The organism is Ensifer sp. ENS08 (assembly GCF_014852195.1).
Lineage (GTDB): Bacteria > Pseudomonadota > Alphaproteobacteria > Rhizobiales > Rhizobiaceae > Ensifer > Ensifer adhaerens.
The window spans coordinates 269,224-286,624 of sequence record NZ_JACVBF010000007.1; the positions used below are offsets into that span (position 1 = coordinate 269,224).

Genomic DNA, 17,401 nt, shown 5'->3' on the forward strand with positions numbered 1-17,401 from the left:
ATCCGGTATGACCCGGCGGAAATTGTTACTGCTTGAGGTTCACCATGCGCTCGACCGCGAGGCGGGCGCGATCGGCGATATCAGGATCGACGAGAACCTCCTCCGTCATGGTCAGCAGGCTGTCGAGGATCTTCGGCAGCGTGATGCGCTTCATGTGCGGACAGAGGTTGCACGGCTTGACGAACTCGACGCCTTCGATCTCGGCCTGGATGTTCGACGCCATCGAGCACTCGGTGACGAGCAGCACCTTCGACGGGCGATTGTCCTTGACGTAGTTGATCATGCCGGAGGTCGAGCCGGCGAAGTCGCAGACGGCGATGACGTCCGGGTGGCATTCCGGATGACCGATGATCTCGATGCCCGGATTGGCTTCCTTGTAGGCGAGCAACTCGGCGGCGGTGAAGCGCTCGTGCACCTCGCAGTGGCCCTTCCAGGTCAGGATCTTCTTGTTGGTCTGGCGCGCGACGTTCATCGCCAGGTATTCGTCGGGAATGCAGAGAACCGTGTCGGATTCCAGGCTCTCGACGACATCGAGCACGTTCGACGAGGTGCAGCAGATGTCGGTCTCGGCTTTCACGTCGGCAGACGTGTTGACGTAGGTGACGACGGGAACGCCGGGGTAGCGCTGCTTCAGAAGGCGGACATCGGCGCCGGTGATCGATTCCGACAGCGAGCAGCCTGCCTTGGCGTCGGGGATCAGCACGGTCTTTTCCGGACTCAGCAACTTCGACGTTTCGGCCATGAAGTGCACGCCGCACTGGATGATGATTTCCGCATCGACTTTGGCAGCATCGCGCGCGAGCTGCAGCGAGTCGCCGACGATGTCGGCGACACAGTGGAAGATGTCCGGCGTCTGATAGTTATGCGCGAGGATGACCGCATTACGCTCCTTCTTCAGCCGGTTGATGGCGTGCACATAGGGCGCGTAGACCGGCCACTCGATCGCCGGGATGAAATCCTTGACCTTCTCGTAGAGATGCTCGGTTTCGCGCGCGATCGCCGGCGTAAAGGCAAGCTCGGGCCTTTCGATGATGCCGAAGCGCTCAGCGGCGCTGACAAAAACCGGTTTCGCCACGGCCGCGGTGCGGGGTGCAAGGCGCGTCATCGACATCTCCTCTCCGCCCCTCTTCCTGGGCGGGCTTTCAATTATGCTCAATCTGAGCATAATTGAACCAAAACAAAAGCGGCAAAGCCGCATGGGTTGATTTAGAAAGTTTTGTGACAGAATTCAAGAATAGAAGCGCCGCTTTTCGCGGCGCTTCTGATTTTGGTTCGCGATCAGGCCATCGCCGGCCGTGCCACGCCCTTCTCCTCGATCGGCCAGTGGACGATTGCGGCGAAGACGCCGAGGGCTACACCGAGCCACCACACCGGATCGTAGGAACCGAAGTGGTCGTAGAGGTAGCCGCCCATCCACACGCCCAGGAACGAGCCGACCTGGTGCGACAGGAAGACGATGCCGCCGAGCAGGCCGAGGTGGCGCGTACCGAACATGATCGCGACCAGCGCATTGGTCGGCGGCACGGTCGAAAGCCAGAGCAGGCCCATAACGATGGCAAAGACGATGACCGAGGTCGGCGTCTGCGGCAGCAGCAGGAAGGCCGTCACCGCCACCGAGCGCGCGATATAGATCAGCGCCAGGAAATAGGGTTTCGAGTAGCGCTGGGCGATGAAGCCCGCCGACAGAGAACCGATGATGTTGAAGAAGCCGATGAGTGCCAGCGCGATCACCGCATAGCGCGCGTCGATGCCGATATCGCCGATGTAAGCCGGGAAGTGCGCGGTGATGAAGGCAACCTGGTAGCCGCAAACGAAGAAGCCGGAAACCAGCAGCAGGTAGCTCTTGTGGCCAAGTGCCTCCTTCAGCGCCTCGCCGATCGACTGCTTGAATTGCGCCTCGCTCTGGCGGCCGGAGGACGCGTTGCCGCGCAGTGGGATCGCGAAGAACGGCACCACCAGCATGAGGACGCCGAGATAGACCAGGCTGTCCGACCAGCCATAGGCCGAGATCAGCCCCTGGCTCAGGGGCGCGAACAGGAACATGCCGGCCGAGCCCGCCGCCGTGCAAATGCCGAAGGCGAGCGACCGCTGATGCGGCGTGACGTTGCGGGCAAAGGCGGAGAGCAGGATGCCGAAGGAGCCGGAGCCCACCGCCATGCCGACGAGCACGCCGCCGCCGATGTGCAGCCAGATCGGCGCGTTGGCGAAGGCCATGATAAAGAGACCAGCAGCGTAGAGAAGGCCCGACATGGCGAGCACGCGCCACGTTCCGAACTTGTCCGCAATCGCGCCGAAGAAGGGCTGGCTCAGGCCCCAACAGAGGTTCTGCAATGCCATGGCAAGGCCGAAGGTCGTCCTGTCCCAGCCCGTATCGGCGAGCATCGGCAGCTGGAAGAAGCCCATCGCCGAGCGCGGGCCGAAGGTGAGCATCGCGACGACCGAGCCGGCCGCAATGATCAGCCAGGGCATCTCCTGACGGGCACTGGACGGCGCGGATGCTCCGGAAACAGTGGACATGGAATCTCTCCGATTGATGGAGCGCGATCCTAGGCGGCTGCTAAAACAGATAAAAGCCAATTAAATTGACGCCGCAATCACCGGAATTGATGCCTTGATCAAGCGGCGCTGCGGAACCGGTCGCGAAACGCTCTCGGCGTCATGCCCTTGGCCGCCTTGAACTGGCGATTGAAGTTGGCAAGCGAACGATAGCCGACGGCATCGGCGATATGAGCGATCGAACGCGCCGAACCACTGAGCAACGCGCAGGCCTCGCCGATCCGCAGGCGCATCAGATATTCCGAGACCGGCATGTTGAGGTGGCGCAGGAACAGGCGATGCAGGCCGGAAAGACTGAGCGCGGCCAGATCCGCGAGTTCGTCCATCGACGGGTTTTCGGCGTAATGCAGGTGGATATGGTCGAGCACCCGGTCGAGGCGGCCGCGGTCGACCGATCGGCCTGATGGCGTGACGACCCGCCTCGACAGTGGTGTTACCGCCTGCTCGCGCGCCAGGATCGTCAGCATTGACAGGACGTCCGGCAGGCGCTCCTCCGGCGCCAACCGGCGCAACCCTTCGAACAGCGGCCGCACGCGGGTGGCCACTTCCGGCGTGAACTGCAACCCTGGAGCCGAACGCTCGAACATCGCCTTGACGCCGGCGAGTTCGACGAAGCCCTCCTCCAGGCGCTCCACCCATTCCGGATGGAACCAGAGCACCCGCGCCACGTGCGGCTCGGCCTCGTCGATCTTACCGGCGGAGTGCCAGGTGTGCGGCAGGTTGGAGCCGACCAGCACAAGGTCGCCGTCGTCATAGGCACCGATATGGTCTCCGATGAAGCGCTGGCCGCGCGAGTTGAGCGTCAGCGTCAGTTCGAACTCGGGATGATGGTGCCATTGGAACGGGATGGCATCGTCGAGCCGGCGGTCTAGCAAGATTGATGAGGCATTGGTCGGCCTCGAGATCTTCTGCAAAACAGCCTTCATGTTGCACCATTCGCTCCTCAGAAGCCAGAATAGTATCAATGTAGGCAGGCTGCGTGCAACAGCGGCACCGTTGAAAGGGCTAGGTTTTCTCCATCACCAATCAAACCTGCCAGGCGAGGAGATCCCCATGCAGCCACTCAGAGACAGTCACCCGACGGCGGCCCATCTCGATATTCAACTGAAGGACATCCGGAAGCGGCTGCCTCTGCGCGTGCTTTCGGAAGCGGACTGGCAGCACTGGATCACCAAGGGCTACGTCATCGTCCGTCAGGCGGTACCGGCGACCAATGTCGAACGGCTCGTCGAGTTGCTCTGGCGCTTCGACGAAAAGGATCCGGCCGACCCTTCGACCTGGTATGCGCCGCAGCGACGCGAGCACAAGATGAAGGAACTCAACAACACCGGCATGCTGGAGATCTACAATCACCAGTATCTCTGGGACAACCGCCAGGAGCCGCGCATCTACGGCGCCTTCGTCGACATCTGGGACCGCGAGGACCTGTGGGTGACGATCGACCGCGCCAACCTCAACCCACCGAAGAAGGTCAAGGGCAATCCCAACGGCTTCATCCATTGGGACGTCGACACCTCGATCCGGCCGCTGCCGATCGGCGTACAGGGCGTGCTCAGCCTCAAGAAACAGGACGGCGACGTCGGCGGGTTCCAATGCGTGCCGGAACTGTTCGAAAACTTCGAAAGCTGGGAGAAGACTCAAAGCGCCGACCGCGACCCGATGCACCCCGACATGACCGGTCTTTCGACCGTCAACATCGAGATGGAGGCCGGCGACCTGATGATCTTCAACAGCCTGCTGGCCCACGGCGTGCGACCTAATCATTCCGATGGCCGCGTGCGCATGGCGCAGTACATTTCGATGCATCCGGCAGAATGGGGCAATGTCGCCGAGCGCGAGGAACGGGTCAGGCTGTGGCGTGAGCTCGACCATCCGAAGCGCGACGCCTTTCCCGGCGATCCGCGCGAATGGGAGAAGCACAACGCCTCCCCTGCCAGCCTTTCGGATCTGGGCGCCAAGCTTCTCGGTATCACGCCCTGGGCTTGATACCGAGAAACGCGTGAGATCGTTTCCGTCCGGAATTGCTTCTGAACTAAGCCGAAGCACGCACCTTCATCGGCCAGCGCTCGCCGCGTCGGCCGATGATCTTGACCTCATCGCCGAGCTTCACGGTGCCTTCGCTGCGCGGCACCGCATTCCAGCCGAAGAGCACGCCGGTCACGCGGCGGTCGGCCGACATGCGCTTCTCCGCCAACCCCTGGATCGGATTGCCGCCGATGCGCTCGCCGGTGATCTGGTCCTGGGTCGTCATGATGCAGCGCGAGCAGGGTTTGACGAGATCGAAGCGGATGCCGCCGATCTCGACGATCTCCCAGAAATCCTCCTCCCAGGCTTCATCGCAGTCGACGAGGATGTTGGTGCGGAACCGTTCCATGCCGACCGGTTCCTGGCCCTTTTCGGCGAGCGTCCGGTTGAGATCGGCAAGCGAACCCGTGGTCGTGATCAGGATCGGAAAGCCATCGGCAAAGCCGACGGGTGCGGCCGCTCCTGCCCATTCGGCGCCGACGAGCCGTTCGGCCGAGGCGTCCATATGGGCGAGCCTGACCGGGCGGCCGAACCATGAAGAGAGAACCTCGTCCGTCGTTTCATCCGACACGGCGGCATCGACCTCGCTGCCCCAAACGACGACGTTCAGACGACGGTCCGGATCGAAGCGGACGGAGATCTCCCGCTCACCCATCCTCAGGTGCACGCCGCCATCGATGTGGCTCGCCTCAACCTGCGCCAATGTCTGCAGTTCGCGCTGGGTGATAAAGCGCCCATCCGGCTGGATCAGCATGAAACGCCGGTCACCCTCGACGCCGTCGAGATTGACCGAGACCGTCTCGCGGGCAATCGCGCGACCGCTCTTCAGCGGATGAATATTGAGGCCGGTCACCTTCATGGACAGTTCCTTCCATCTTCAAAAACTGATTCAAGCGCCTGACGATCCGATTCACCGGGCGGCTGCAATCCGTTGAAAGGCCTAGATCATTTCTCGGTTTGATGGAAACGGAGAAATGTTCCGGTGCAATCGGCGCGGCACAATCGCTCGCAGAAAAGCGCCCCACGCCCTTCCCGGCAACTAGATTTCATCCAGCATCATGGCGAGCACGTCGCGTAGCCGCTGCTCACGCTCGTGAGCCAGACGGCGGCCGGCCTCGGTCTTGAACCCGTCAGCGAGCCGGAAGAGCTTGGTCTCGAAATGATCGATGGCGAAGGCCTTGTCATCGAGCGCCCGCGCCTCAGCCAACGGATCGAGCGGGTCGTAAAGGCCGCTGCCCATGCGCCCGGCGATGTAGAAGCAGCGGGCAGCGCCGACCATGCCGATCGCATCCAGCCGATCGGCATCCTGAAGGATCTTCGCCTCCAGGGTTTCCGGCGGGATGTTCGCCGAGAAGCTGTGCGTCAGGATGGCGTGCGCCACCGCGGCAATCTCATCCGTGCCCCAACCGAGATCTTTCAGAATGCCCGTCGCCTTTTCGGCCGCCAGTCGTGATGCCTGCGTGCGCAGGGGCGAGTTCTTCTCGACCGAGACGCAGTCATGCAGCAGCACCGCGGCGGCGAGCAAACGCGCCTCACTGCCCTCCTCCGCCTGGATGCGGGCGGCATTCTTCCAGACACGGATCAGATGCGCGGCATCGTGCGAGCCGTCATCGGCGGCGAAGGCATGCGGCAGCAACGCCGCCGCAAGTTCCTCATGCGGCGCGAAGGCGGCCGCGAGTTTCGAAATCTCTGTCATGATGTCCTATTGCTGTTCGGCAGGCTTTGCCGGCGCCGTCGGTGCAGCGCCGACGCCGGACAAGATCTTCTGGTAGAAGAGCCCTATCCCGATCAATACCCCGCCAAGGCCGATGAAGGACAGAGCCCGCAGGAAACCTTCGAGGTTGGACATGTCGATCAGGAACACCTTCAGCACGGCAACGAAGACCAGAACGGCCGACGCGATGCGGATGCTCTTGGCATGGAAGCGCGAGCCGAGCACCAGCAGCAGCACGCCGAGCAGCAGCCAGACGACCGAATAGGTGTAGGTCTCGCCCTGCAGAAAACCCTTCCAGTCCGCGATGTTTTCCCCCTGCCAGACACGGCGGACCGTGAGGCTCGCCCAGGCGAAAGCAAGCACCGCGCCGCTGACCGCAAGTGCCATGACATAGGGCAAGGGCCGCTTGTCGCGTGCATACCAGGCGAGCCCCGCATAGCCGAGCCCCGGTAACAGATAACCGATCAACAGCAGGTCGAAGAACGGGATACGCCCCAGCAGTTCGCCGCTGAAATAGGGGTTGAGGCCGAGGAGATGCGCCGAAAGCACCGACAGCATCGAGAGCACGCCGAGGCCCATGCCGCCGTAGCGGAAGACCGGGCTCGGTGATTTCATGTCGAGGCTCATGAAGATCGCCGAGGCGCCGATTGCCAGCAGCGTGTAGATCGACTGCTCGCCGAGGGTCGGCACCGCGCTGTCGAGCACGCCGCCGTTCATCGCATGGCGCACCAGGATCGCGAGCGTCAACAGCACGAAAAGGCTGGCAAGCGCCTGCAGCAAGTTGCGCACCCGCGTGCCTGGCCAGGATCTCAGGAAATAGGCGGAGCCCGCAAGCAGCACGGCGGGGATGCCGTAGCCCGGCAGCAGCGCATTGAAGACGGGCGTGGTGCCGAGATTGCCGGCACCGACGATCGTCGGCTCCCAGGCGATGCGCCCGAGTACGACGACGGCCGCTGCACCAGTCATCCACGGCAGAATCGGCCAGGTGCGGATCCGCGTGGCGAGCGCATAGGCCGTTCCAAGCACGGCGATCGCAAGCGTCGTGACCAGCCCGTCCGTCCAGGCGTGGAGGGCAAGCACGAGAAAGGTGAAGGAGCCGGCCACCAGCAAGCCGGCCGCCGTATCGCGCGCCACCGCCTCGCTTTCGCGGCGGTAGAGCCAGTCCGCAAGCGCCAGCAGCGCCGCCGCGGCGACGAGTGAGAACAGGCCGTGCGGCAGGTCGAAGGCATAGTTGCCGGTCATCAGGAACGACATCGCGACGAGCGCGATCGGAACGACCGCGGCGATGCCCGCCCAGAGTGTCGAATATTGCGGATGGGCGACGAGCCGGCGCGACAGCACGAAACCGCCGAGTGCGACGAACAGCGCCGCAAGCAGCATTGCGGTGATCATCGCGGTGCGCCCGGGCAGGACGACTGCCGGAAGAGCGTCGGCCAGCGAGGGATCGAGATAGGCGAGCACGCCGCTCAGCGCCGTCAGGCTCCAGACGCCAGCAACAGCGCCGACCGCTGAAAGCACGGCGGGATAGACTGCCGTTGTCCGCCAGGCGCCCAACGCCGCCAGCGCCGCAACGACAACTGCAAACTCCGCCACCGGAAAGCGGACCGCATAGACTGCCGGGCTGATGAGGAGGAGCGCAAGCATGGTGACGACGATCGCGGCCGAAATGGAGATTGCCGCGTGCGGTGGAACGAACAGGCGTTCCCATGGCCCGACGACGGCCCGGGGTCGGGTTGTCGCTTCGGTCGGCTCCAGCATTTCGGACCCTTCAGTCGCATCACGCACTTCGCGCGCTTCTGCCACTGGCTCCCGTTCGATGGCGGCAGGCCAGATAAGTCCGATGCCGGCGATCATCACAAGTAGGACGAAAGCGACCGGCCGTGCTTCGAAGGGCGATGCCGCAGCGACATAGGCAAGGCCCCAGAGCCCTATGCCAACATTGGCAAGCGTTGGCACTACGGTCCATCGGCGCAGCCGCGATGCAAGCAGGGTCGCGAGCCAAACGATCGCGAGGAAGCCGAAAAGAACCCAGGGGCGCGGTTCGTTGCTCGAAACCAGCGCCGGCGTGATCAGCGAGGCAAGCAGGCCGAGGCCAGCGAGCGCCTGCCCATGCAGCAGCGACAGACCAACCGTGGCGAGCGAAATCGCCGCCAGGAGAACGAAGGCCGTGCCCGTGCCGATATAGTCGTAGATGCCATAGGCGGCATAGGCGACCCCGAAGAGGGTGACGGCACCGGCCGCCGTCAGGATGCCGGGGATCATGGCGTTATGGAATTCGTTGGCGATCACGGGCACCGCGCGCCGACGGATGACCTCGCCCGCCGCCATCAGCAGGAGGCCGAACAAGGCAGCAAGCGTCAGGCGAACCGCCGGGCTCAACAGCCCGGCATCGATTGAATACTTGACCATGAAGACGCCGCCGAGCGCCAACGCGATGCCGCCAACCCAGACGGCCCAACGGGCGCCGAGGCGACTTTCCAGGCTTTCGGTCTGACGGGGTACGGTTGCGACCGGCTGCGGTGCTTCCGTGCTGGCAGCGATCGTCTCCTCGCCCTCGATTTTGGCCGCGGCTCCTTCCGCATCGCCGAAAATCCGCGCGCCCTCGCGCGCACTGGCCGAGAAGGCGGCAGCGGCATCGTCCAGCGTCTCTGGCTCCGGCGTCTCCGACATGGCCGACAACTCGTCCGCAGCCGCAAACGCCTCGGTCGCCGTTTCAGCCGGGGCGCCTCCCCCCGGAGCGGCCTTCAGCGCCACGACCTCCGCCTTGAGGGCGGCGAGTTCGGCACCAAGACGCTCGGTCGTCCTTCGGTTGCCGAGATAGGCGGACAGGGCCAGAATAAAGGCAGCTAAAGCAATAAGTTCGAACATACTTTCCCCTGGCAGTCGCAATCGCCGGCGCGCGCAACCATACAGACTTTTATGCAAGCGCCAAATCTATAGACGGCCGAGCGCTGTAATCTCTTCACGGAAATGTCGCAGAACTGTCATGGGGCAGCTGGTACAGGCGGATGAACACCGCTGCCTTGCGCGGTGGTTTCCATCGTTCAACCAGGAGACCCGATCATGGACAAGCATCTCGCCCAGACGGAAGAGACCGAATTCAAGACGCTGACGGAACGCAGGGAAGAGCTGGAAGACGTTGGCCACAACTGTTCCGCCAATCCGACAATGGGCGACATCATCCACCGCCGCTTCTCGCGCCGGTCGTTCATCGGCGGCTCGCTGGCAGTTGCCGCGATCTCGACCACCGTCAGCCCGCTCGCTCTCCTGACCGCCGAAGAGGCACGCGCCGAGGACGGTTCGCGCTTCGACTTTACCGAGATCGAAGCCGGCGTCGACGAAAAGCACCATGTCGCCGAAGGTTACGATGCCGACGTCCTGCTTCGCTGGGGCGACAAGATCTTCGCCGACAGCCCGGAGTTCGACCCGAAGAACCAGACGGCCGCTGCCCAGGAAAAGCTGTTCGGCTACAACAACGACTATGTTGGCTTCATCCCGCTCGACGGCAGCGCCGACCACGGCCTGCTCGTCGTCAACCACGAATACACCAATGCCGAACTGATGTTCCCGGCCTTCGCCAGCGTCGTGAAGGAAAAGGTGACGAAGGACGGCAAGGAAGTCGAGGAAGAGAAGGTCGTTCTCGGCGAATACAGCAAGGAGCTGGTCGACATCGAGATGGCCGCACATGGCGGCACGATCATCGAGATCCGCAAGGTCGACGGCAAGTGGCAGCCGGTTCTCGACGGCAAGAACAACCGTCGCATCACCGTCAACACCGAGATGCAGATCACCGGCCCGGCCGCCGGTCACGACCGCCTGAAGACGCCGTCCGACCCGACCGGCAAAAAGGTGTTCGGCACGCTCAACAACTGCGCCGGCGGCGTCACCGCCTGGGGCACCTACATGATGGCCGAAGAAAACTTCAACGGCTATTTTGGCGGCGAGATTGCCGAGGACCATCCGGAATACAAGCAGCTGAAGCGGCTGGGCGCACCGGGCGGCCAGTATGAATGGGCGTCCTTCTACGACCGTTTCGACGTCTCCAAAGAGCCGAACGAAGCCAATCGCTTCGGCTGGATCGTCGAGGTCGACGCGCTTGATCCGACGTCGGTGCCGAAGAAGCGCACAGCCCTCGGCCGTTTCAAGCACGAAGGCTGCGAATCGATCGTCAACAAGGACGGCCGCGTCGTGCTCTATTCCGGCGACGACGAGCGCTACGACTATGTCTACAAGTTCGTGACCAAGGGCACGTTCAACCCTGACGATCGCGCCGCCAACATGGACCTCTTCGACGAGGGCACACTCTATGTCGCCAAGTTCGACGAAGACGGCACCGTCACCTGGATGCCGCTGACGCACGGCGAAGGCCCGCTGACCGAAGCCAACGGCTTTGCCTCGCAGGCGGACGTGCTGATCAACACCCGTCTTGCCTCCGACGCGCTCGGTGCCACCAAGATGGACCGTCCGGAAGACGTTCAGCCGAACCCGAAGACGGGCAAGGTCTACGTGATGCTGACCAACAACACCAAGCGCAAGGCCGAAGAAGTCGACGCGGCCAACCCGCGCGCCAAGAACGCCTTCGGCCACATCGTCGAGATCACCGAGACCGACGGCGACTTCGCGTCGCTGAAGAGCCGCTGGGACGTTCTCTTGAAGTGCGGCGATCCGAGCGTTGCCGAGGTCGGCGCTTCGTTCTCGACCGCCACCACCAAGAACGGCTGGTTCGGCATGCCCGACAATTGCGCCATCGACACCGATGGCCGCCTCTGGGTATCGACCGACGGCAACAACGAAAAGGACACCGGCCGCACCGACGGCATCTGGGCGATCGACACGGACGGCGCCGCCCGTGGCACGTCGAAGCTCTTCTTCCGCGTGCCGGTCGGCGCCGAAATGTGCGGCCCCTGCTTCAACCCGACCTCGGACACATTCTTCCTCGCCGTCCAGCACCCAGGCGACGCCGGCCTTGCAACTTACGAGACGCCGGCCACCCGCTGGCCGGACTTCCAGGACGACATGCCGGTACGCCCGGCTGTCGTCGCCGTAACGAAGCAGGGCGGCGGTCGCATCGGCTGATCAGGACTGCGATTACAAAGAGGAACGCCGCGCCATTCTGCGCGGCGTTTCTTGCTTCCGACATTGCTTGAGCGACGCAATTCCGGGCAGACAACCGCTTCGCACTTTTCCTGGAATTGCTCAGCTTGAAGTGACGCAATTCCGGGCGGAAAACCGCTTCGCACTTTTCCTGGAATTGCTCAGCTTGAAGTGACGCAATTCCGGACGGAAAACCGCTTCGCACTTTTCCTGGAATTGCTTTAACGCCTGAGATTGTCGATCGGGAAGATGGCGCAGGTTTCGGTGCCGTGGGCGAGCAGCTTGCCGTTACGGTCGCGCAGCCAGGCTTCGGAGGTCGCGATGGTGCGGCCACGATGCACGATGCGCCCCTCGCAGAAGACCTCGCCCATATCGGGCAGCAGCGGCCGCACGAGGTTCACCTTGAACTCGACCGTCGTATAGGCCTCCCCAGGTTTGACGGTGGTGAAGACAGCGCAGCCGAGGGCCGAATCCATGATCGTTGCCGTCCATCCGCCATGCACTGTGCCAAGCGGATTGAGGTGTTCCTCGGTCGGCAGCCCCTTGAAGACCACCCGACCCTCCTCGACTTCGCTCAACCCGAACTTCAGCGTCTTCGACATCGGCGGCGCCGGCAGCTCGCCGCTCAAAAGATCCTGCATTGCCTTGAGACCGCCATCGCGGGCGACGCGGTCGAGCGACAGCACGCCGACGCCGGATACGGACATGCCGGGATAAAGCTCTTGGTACATCGATAACTCCTGGGAATCAGGCGGCTGAGGATTGCGCTTTCAGCGCCTTCAGCGCCGCATGGACGAAACCGTCGCGGGCGGAAGAAACGTCGAGGCCGCGCGGCTCATAGACATGGCGGTGGAGGAAGAAGGCGGTCAGGCGGAAGGCGGCGGCGAGGCTGTCGTGATCCGCAGCCCTTCGCGCTTCGGCCGAAAGGAAGTCCGGCAACGCCAACATGCGGTCGGCATAACGCTCTCCGGCCTCCCGGCAGACCGCCCTGCCCGATTTCGGCGAGACATAGACGAGTTCGGTACGAGCGCCGGTTGCAACGCATTCGGTGAGATCGAGCCCGAAGCCGAGGTCGTTGAGGACTGCGAGTTCGAAACGGACGAACAATTCGCCGGCGTCGGCGGGATCGGCGAGATGGTCGACGATGACGGCCAGCGCCTCATAGAGATGCGGATGCGGGTCGCGCTCGGGAAGCAGCCTAAGGAGAGCGCCGAGCGCCTGGATACCATAGACCGAGGTCGCCGTTTCCATCAGCCGGGCTGCGCGCAGCTCCACCGGCTCGATGCGGAATTCGCCCATGTGCTCGTCGAGCCGGGCGCGCCAGGTGACCTCCACCGAGTTGCCCGGCTGCAGCACCGGCTGCATCGAACGCGAGCGGCCGGAGCGCACCATGCCGAGATGCCGGCCGTGGGTAGCGCTCATGACCTCGACAATGGCCGAGCTTTCGCCGTGCCGCCGGATCCCGAGAATGATGGCCTGATCGCTCCATTGCATGGCTATGGCATACACCCGCGGTCGAAAGCGGATCAAGCTGTCTTGCGGAAGCAAAACGCCATTGCCGACTGTAGCCTTTCGGCCACACCTAATGGTTGCCTCATTTGCGACATGCTGTCGCCGCCCCGACGCCGTCTTTGACATTAGAACGGAAGGGCGGCAAAAGCCGTGTCTCCCGCCCGAAAATGACAATCAGCAGGATCAAAACTTTATTATGTGTGTGTCCCGGAACAGCGCCGGCCGCCTGGCGCAGCTCTTCGCCCTTCTTCTCGCCACCTCGACGCTCGCAAGCTGCGTCACCACGTCGGGGCCAGCCAAGCCGAAGGGACCGGATCCATACTACGTGGCGATGTACGGCCCGCTGCCGAACGAGAAATTCCCACTGGATGCCATCGACATCAGCAAGGTCGACAAGCGCTATCTGCGCCAGCAGGTCGCCTACCAGACGCATGAGCCGCCGGGCACGATCGTGATCGATACCCAGAACCGCTTCCTCTACCTCGTGCAGGATGGCGGCATGGCGATGCGCTACGGCATCGGCGTCGGCAAGGCCGGCCTTGAGTTCGAAGGTGAAGCGCGGATCGCGCGCAAGGCCGAATGGCCGCGCTGGACGCCGACGCAAGAGATGGTGGCGCGCGAGCCGGAACGTTACGGCCCGCTTGCCGGCGGCATGGAGCCGGGCGTGCGCAACCCGCTTGGCCCCCGCGCGCTCTATCTATTCCAGGGCAACCGCGACACGCTGTTCCGCATCCACGGCACGACCGAGGCCTGGTCGATCGGCAAGGCCGTGTCCAGCGGCTGCATCCGTCTCTTCAATCCCGATATCATCGACCTCTACAGCCGCGTACCGGTCGATTCGCGCGTCGTCGTGCTGCAGGCCGAACCGCCGATGACGGAGCCGGCCGGCGGCATTCCCATGGCGAGCGCCGCCAATGGCGGCCTTCCTCCGATGTATTGAGACGCCGAATGCTCAGCCGGGCGCGCCTCAGTGACGCCCGGCGCATTCAGGCACATTAACGCCCGTCGCTCAAGTCGGCGCCGCACTGCAGACGACCGGCCGGCTAGGCCTGCGGCTCGAGCGCCGGCTTGCCTGAGAGTTCGCTGAGGTAATAGCCGTCGCGCAGGTTGATGCCGTATTCGAGCCAGGCCTTCATACAGGCGAGCATCTGCGACCAGCCCTCGCAGTTGACGTAGGAGCTCTTCTGCCCCTGCGCGTTCTCGCGCCAGCCGGTTTCGGCGATCGTCACCATCGTGGCGCCATCCTCCAGCGGCTGGAAGCGCATCTCCACACGGGTCTGGTAGGCATCCTCGCCCTCGGCGACCATGGCGCCCCAGCAAAAGACGATACGCTCGTTGGGCTCGACCACCTCCACCTGGATCGGCACCTCGCCCCACCAGGTCACGGTTGCGCCGGCCACCAGCGGCCCGCTGATGCCGCCGAGCGTCACGAAGTAGCGGCTGAGCTGGTCCGGATTGACGACCGCATCAAATACCTGGGCGACAGGGCGGCCGATCCGTCCGTTCACACGAAATTCAAAGGGCATGGCGTATTCCTCCTGTCGGGGCCAACAAGAGTATGTTATAGAAACATAACATGTCAACCGATTCGAAAGACGACCTGGTATTCAAGGCGCTCGCCAACGGGCTGCGCCGGCAGATGCTCGACGCCATGCGCCAGGAGCCGCAGACCACCGGCATGCTCTGCGAGCGCTTCAGCAATCTCGACCGCTGTACGGTCATGCAGCACCTGAAAGTCCTTGAGCAGGCCGAGCTCGTACTCGTCCGCCGCGAGGGGCGTGAACGCTGGAACCATCTGAACGCATTGCCGATCCAGGCGATCCATGATCGCTGGATCAGCCAGTATGCCGGCCATGCGATGTCGGTGCTGTCCGCCCTGCAACAGGACCTCGACCGGTAACCAGACCGATGGTTTCGGCTTTCAATCGATCGGCTTTCTTCGTATGAACGGCCGATACGTAAATTGGGGACATCGTCGTGCGCTACCTCATCACCGGCACCGCAGGCTTCATCGGCTTTCACCTCGCCAAGCGGCTGATCGACGAAGGGCATTTCGTTGTCGGCTTCGACGGGATGACCCCCTATTACGACGTTACGCTGAAAGAGAATCGGCACGCGATCCTCGCTCGCTCGAACGGCTTCAAGCCCGTCGTCGGCATGCTTGAGGACAGAGACGCGCTGCGCCGGGCGGCCGAGCTCGCCGAACCCGAAGTCATCATCCACCTCGCCGCCCAGGCGGGTGTGCGCTACAGCCTCGAGAACCCGAAGGCCTATGTGGATTCCAACCTGGTCGGCTCCTGGAACATGCTGGAACTGGCGCGGGAGCTTAACCCTAAGCACCTGATGCTGGCCTCGACCTCCTCGATCTACGGCGCCAACGAAAAAACCCCGTTTGCCGAAACCGACCGTGCCGACGAGCCGATGACGCTCTATGCCGCCACCAAGAAGTCGATGGAGCTGATGGCGCACAGCTATGCCCATCTCTACAAGGTGCCGACCACTGCCTTCCGCTTCTTCACGGTCTACGGCCCCTGGGGGCGGCCCGACATGGCGTTGTTCAAGTTCGTCGATGCCATCCACAAGGGACAGCCGATCGATATCTATGGCGAAGGCCGCATGAGCCGCGACTTCACCTATATCGACGACCTGGTCGAGGGCATTCTCCGGCTTTCCCATGTGGCGCCGGCGGAAGAAAACCGCGTGCCGGAGGAAAAGGCCGAGGACACGCTCTCGCGCCAGGGGCCTTTCCGCGTGGTCAACATTGGCGGCGGGCAGCCGGTCGAACTGATGACCTTCGTCGAAACGGTCGAGAAGGCGGTCGGCAAGCCGGCGGTGCGCAACATGCTGCCGATGCAGCAGGGCGATGTGCCCCGCACCTACGCCTCCCCCGACCTTCTCGAAGCGCTGACCAATTTCAAACCCTCGCTTTCTGTCGAAGAGGGCGTGGCGCGCTTCGCTGCCTGGTACAAGGATTACTACAACGCGAGCCGGTGAGCCGCTCACCAGCTACTCCCCACGGATTATTCTGCTGGCGGGACGGCTTGCTTTAAGCGCAATCGAGCATAAATGGGTGTGAACCTGAGCGCATAAGCAATTGCAAAAATACGCAATTGCACGTTCTATGAACTGAGTTCGCTGTGGAACACAACAAGGGAAAGAGCCTATGAAAATCACGATGATCGGCGCCGGCTATGTTGGCCTTGTTTCCGGCGTGTGTTTTGCGGACTTCGGTCACGACGTCGTTTGTCTCGACAAGGATGAGAGCAAGATCGACGCCTTGATGCAGGGGCGCATTCCGATCTTCGAACCCGGCCTGGACCAGTTGGTGGCCAGCAACGTCGCTTCGGGCCGCCTTACCTTCACGACTGATCTCGTTGCCGCCGTCGCCGACAGCGATGTCATCTTCATTGCGGTCGGCACGCCGTCACGGCGCGGTGACGGCCATGCCGACCTTTCCTATGTGCATGCGGCTGCGCGCGAGATTGCCGAGAACCTCAAGGGGTTCACCGTGATCGTGACGAAATCGACCGTTCCGGTCGGCACCGGCGACGAGGTCGAGCGCATCATCCGCGAAACCAATCCGGACGCCGATTTCGCCGTCGTATCCAACCCGGAATTCCTGCGCGAGGGTGCCGCGATCGAGGACTTCAAGCGGCCCGACCGCATCGTCATCGGCCTTTCGGGCGACGACGCGCGGGCACGGGACGTGATGACCGAGGTCTATCGTCCGCTCTATCTCAACCAGTCGCCGCTGGTCTTCACCTCGCGCCGCACGTCCGAGCTGATCAAATATGCCGGCAATGCGTTCCTCGCGATGAAGATCACCTTCATCAACGAGATGGCGGATCTCTGCGAGCGGGTCGGTGCCAATGTCCAGGATGTCGCCCGCGGCATCGGCCTCGATGGCCGAATCGGCTCGAAATTCCTGCATGCCGGTCCAGGTTACGGCGGATCGTGCTTCCCGAAGGACACCCTGGCGCTGGTGAAGACCGCGCAGGATTATGACAGCCCGGTGCGACTGGTCGAGACGACGGTGGCCGTCAACGACAACCGCAAGCGGGCCATGGGCCGCAAGGTCATCGCAGCGGCCGGCGGGGACGTGCGCGGCCGCAAGATCGCGATCCTCGGCCTCACTTTCAAGCCCAACACCGACGACATGCGCGACAGCCCGGCGATCGTGGTCGTCCAGACGCTGCAGGACGCTGGCGCCCATGTCATCGGCTATGATCCGGAGGGCATGGAAAACGCGAAGAAGGTGATCGACGGGATCGACTACGCCAGCGACCCCTACGAGGCCGCCAACGAAGCCGATGCGCTGGTGATCGTTACCGAATGGAACGAGTTCCGGGCGCTTGATTTCCGCCGGCTCAAGACCGTGATGAAGACGCCCATTCTCGTCGACCTCAGGAACATTTACCGCGAGGACGAGGTGGTAAAGCACGGCTTCAGCTATTCGAGCGTCGGCCGGTCGCTCTGACAGGAGCGGCTGCGCCCGCTCAG

General features: G+C 63.2%; 15 protein-coding genes. 6 read left to right on the forward strand and 9 right to left on the reverse strand.

What is annotated here, in order from left to right; translation table 11 throughout:
• Nucleotides 1–25: 25 nt before the first annotated feature.
• The 3 genes from nadA to IB272_RS18340 form a co-directional block, all read right to left on the reverse strand.
• On the reverse strand, nt 26–1,105 hold the full coding sequence (nadA, locus tag IB272_RS18330) for a quinolinate synthase NadA (protein WP_034804309.1): 1,080 nt from the start codon (nt 1,103–1,105) through the stop codon (nt 26–28).
• A gap of 173 nt (nt 1,106–1,278) precedes the next feature.
• A complete protein-coding gene (locus IB272_RS18335; protein ID WP_060580946.1) occupies nt 1,279–2,517 on the reverse strand; it encodes an MFS transporter in 1,239 nt (412 codons plus the stop codon).
• A 98-nt stretch (nt 2,518–2,615) separates the two neighbouring features.
• Nucleotides 2,616–3,482 (reverse strand): AraC family transcriptional regulator, encoded by an 867-nt coding sequence (locus IB272_RS18340; RefSeq protein WP_192444602.1) that lies wholly within the window; start codon nt 3,480–3,482, stop codon nt 2,616–2,618.
• 127 nt (nt 3,483–3,609) lie between these two features.
• On the opposite strand from IB272_RS18340, the gene IB272_RS18345 reads away from it, so the two are divergent.
• Complete coding sequence (locus IB272_RS18345) at nt 3,610–4,542, forward strand: phytanoyl-CoA dioxygenase family protein (RefSeq protein WP_060522108.1); 933 nt, start codon at nt 3,610–3,612, stop codon at nt 4,540–4,542.
• Between the two features lie 46 nt (nt 4,543–4,588).
• Here IB272_RS18345 and IB272_RS18350 read toward each other — a convergent pair whose 3' ends face one another.
• From IB272_RS18350 to IB272_RS18360, 3 genes are all read right to left on the reverse strand, one after another.
• Nucleotides 4,589–5,440: an MOSC domain-containing protein gene (locus tag IB272_RS18350; protein ID WP_060522107.1), complete on the reverse strand. Its 852-nt coding sequence runs from the start codon at nt 5,438–5,440 to the stop codon at nt 4,589–4,591.
• A 180-nt stretch (nt 5,441–5,620) separates the two neighbouring features.
• Nucleotides 5,621–6,277: an HD domain-containing protein gene (locus IB272_RS18355; RefSeq protein WP_034804057.1), complete on the reverse strand. Its 657-nt coding sequence runs from the start codon at nt 6,275–6,277 to the stop codon at nt 5,621–5,623.
• Between the two features lie 6 nt (nt 6,278–6,283).
• Nucleotides 6,284–9,163 (reverse strand): DUF2339 domain-containing protein, encoded by a 2,880-nt coding sequence (locus IB272_RS18360; RefSeq protein WP_060580948.1) that lies wholly within the window; start codon nt 9,161–9,163, stop codon nt 6,284–6,286.
• A gap of 195 nt (nt 9,164–9,358) precedes the next feature.
• Between IB272_RS18360 and IB272_RS18365 the strand changes: the two genes are divergently transcribed.
• Entirely contained in the window at nt 9,359–11,371 is a 2,013-nt protein-coding gene (locus tag IB272_RS18365) for a PhoX family phosphatase (protein WP_060580949.1), read from the forward strand.
• Between the two features lie 239 nt (nt 11,372–11,610).
• Here the strand turns inward: IB272_RS18365 and IB272_RS18370 are convergent, their stop codons facing one another.
• Nucleotides 11,611–12,120, reverse strand: coding sequence for a PaaI family thioesterase (locus tag IB272_RS18370; protein WP_034804064.1), 510 nt, complete (start codon nt 12,118–12,120; stop codon nt 11,611–11,613).
• Nucleotides 12,121–12,136: 16 nt separating this feature from the next.
• The gene (recO, locus tag IB272_RS18375; protein ID WP_060580973.1) at nt 12,137–12,883 is read right to left on the reverse strand and encodes a DNA repair protein RecO; all 747 of its coding nucleotides are present in this window, start codon (nt 12,881–12,883) and stop codon (nt 12,137–12,139) included.
• Between the two features lie 214 nt (nt 12,884–13,097).
• Here recO and IB272_RS18380 point away from each other — a divergent pair, with 214 nt between their 5' ends.
• Entirely contained in the window at nt 13,098–13,841 is a 744-nt protein-coding gene (locus IB272_RS18380; protein ID WP_034804083.1) for a L,D-transpeptidase, read from the forward strand.
• Nucleotides 13,842–13,944: 103 nt separating this feature from the next.
• Here the strand turns inward: IB272_RS18380 and IB272_RS18385 are convergent, their stop codons facing one another.
• Nucleotides 13,945–14,427, reverse strand: a complete 483-nt coding sequence (locus IB272_RS18385; protein ID WP_034804086.1) for an SRPBCC domain-containing protein — start codon at nt 14,425–14,427, stop codon at nt 13,945–13,947.
• A gap of 50 nt (nt 14,428–14,477) precedes the next feature.
• Here IB272_RS18385 and IB272_RS18390 point away from each other — a divergent pair, with 50 nt between their 5' ends.
• From IB272_RS18390 to rkpK, 3 genes are all read left to right on the forward strand, one after another.
• Nucleotides 14,478–14,801 carry a metalloregulator ArsR/SmtB family transcription factor gene (locus IB272_RS18390; protein WP_034804089.1) on the forward strand — a complete coding sequence of 108 codons (324 nt, stop codon included), beginning with the start codon at nt 14,478–14,480 and terminating at the stop codon, nt 14,799–14,801.
• A gap of 77 nt (nt 14,802–14,878) precedes the next feature.
• Nucleotides 14,879–15,895 carry an NAD-dependent epimerase gene (locus tag IB272_RS18395; RefSeq protein WP_060580951.1) on the forward strand — a complete coding sequence of 339 codons (1,017 nt, stop codon included), beginning with the start codon at nt 14,879–14,881 and terminating at the stop codon, nt 15,893–15,895.
• A gap of 169 nt (nt 15,896–16,064) precedes the next feature.
• Nucleotides 16,065–17,378 (forward strand): UDP-glucose 6-dehydrogenase, encoded by a 1,314-nt coding sequence (gene rkpK / locus IB272_RS18400; RefSeq protein WP_060522103.1) that lies wholly within the window; start codon nt 16,065–16,067, stop codon nt 17,376–17,378.
• The last annotated feature ends 23 nt before the right edge of the window (nt 17,379–17,401 follow it).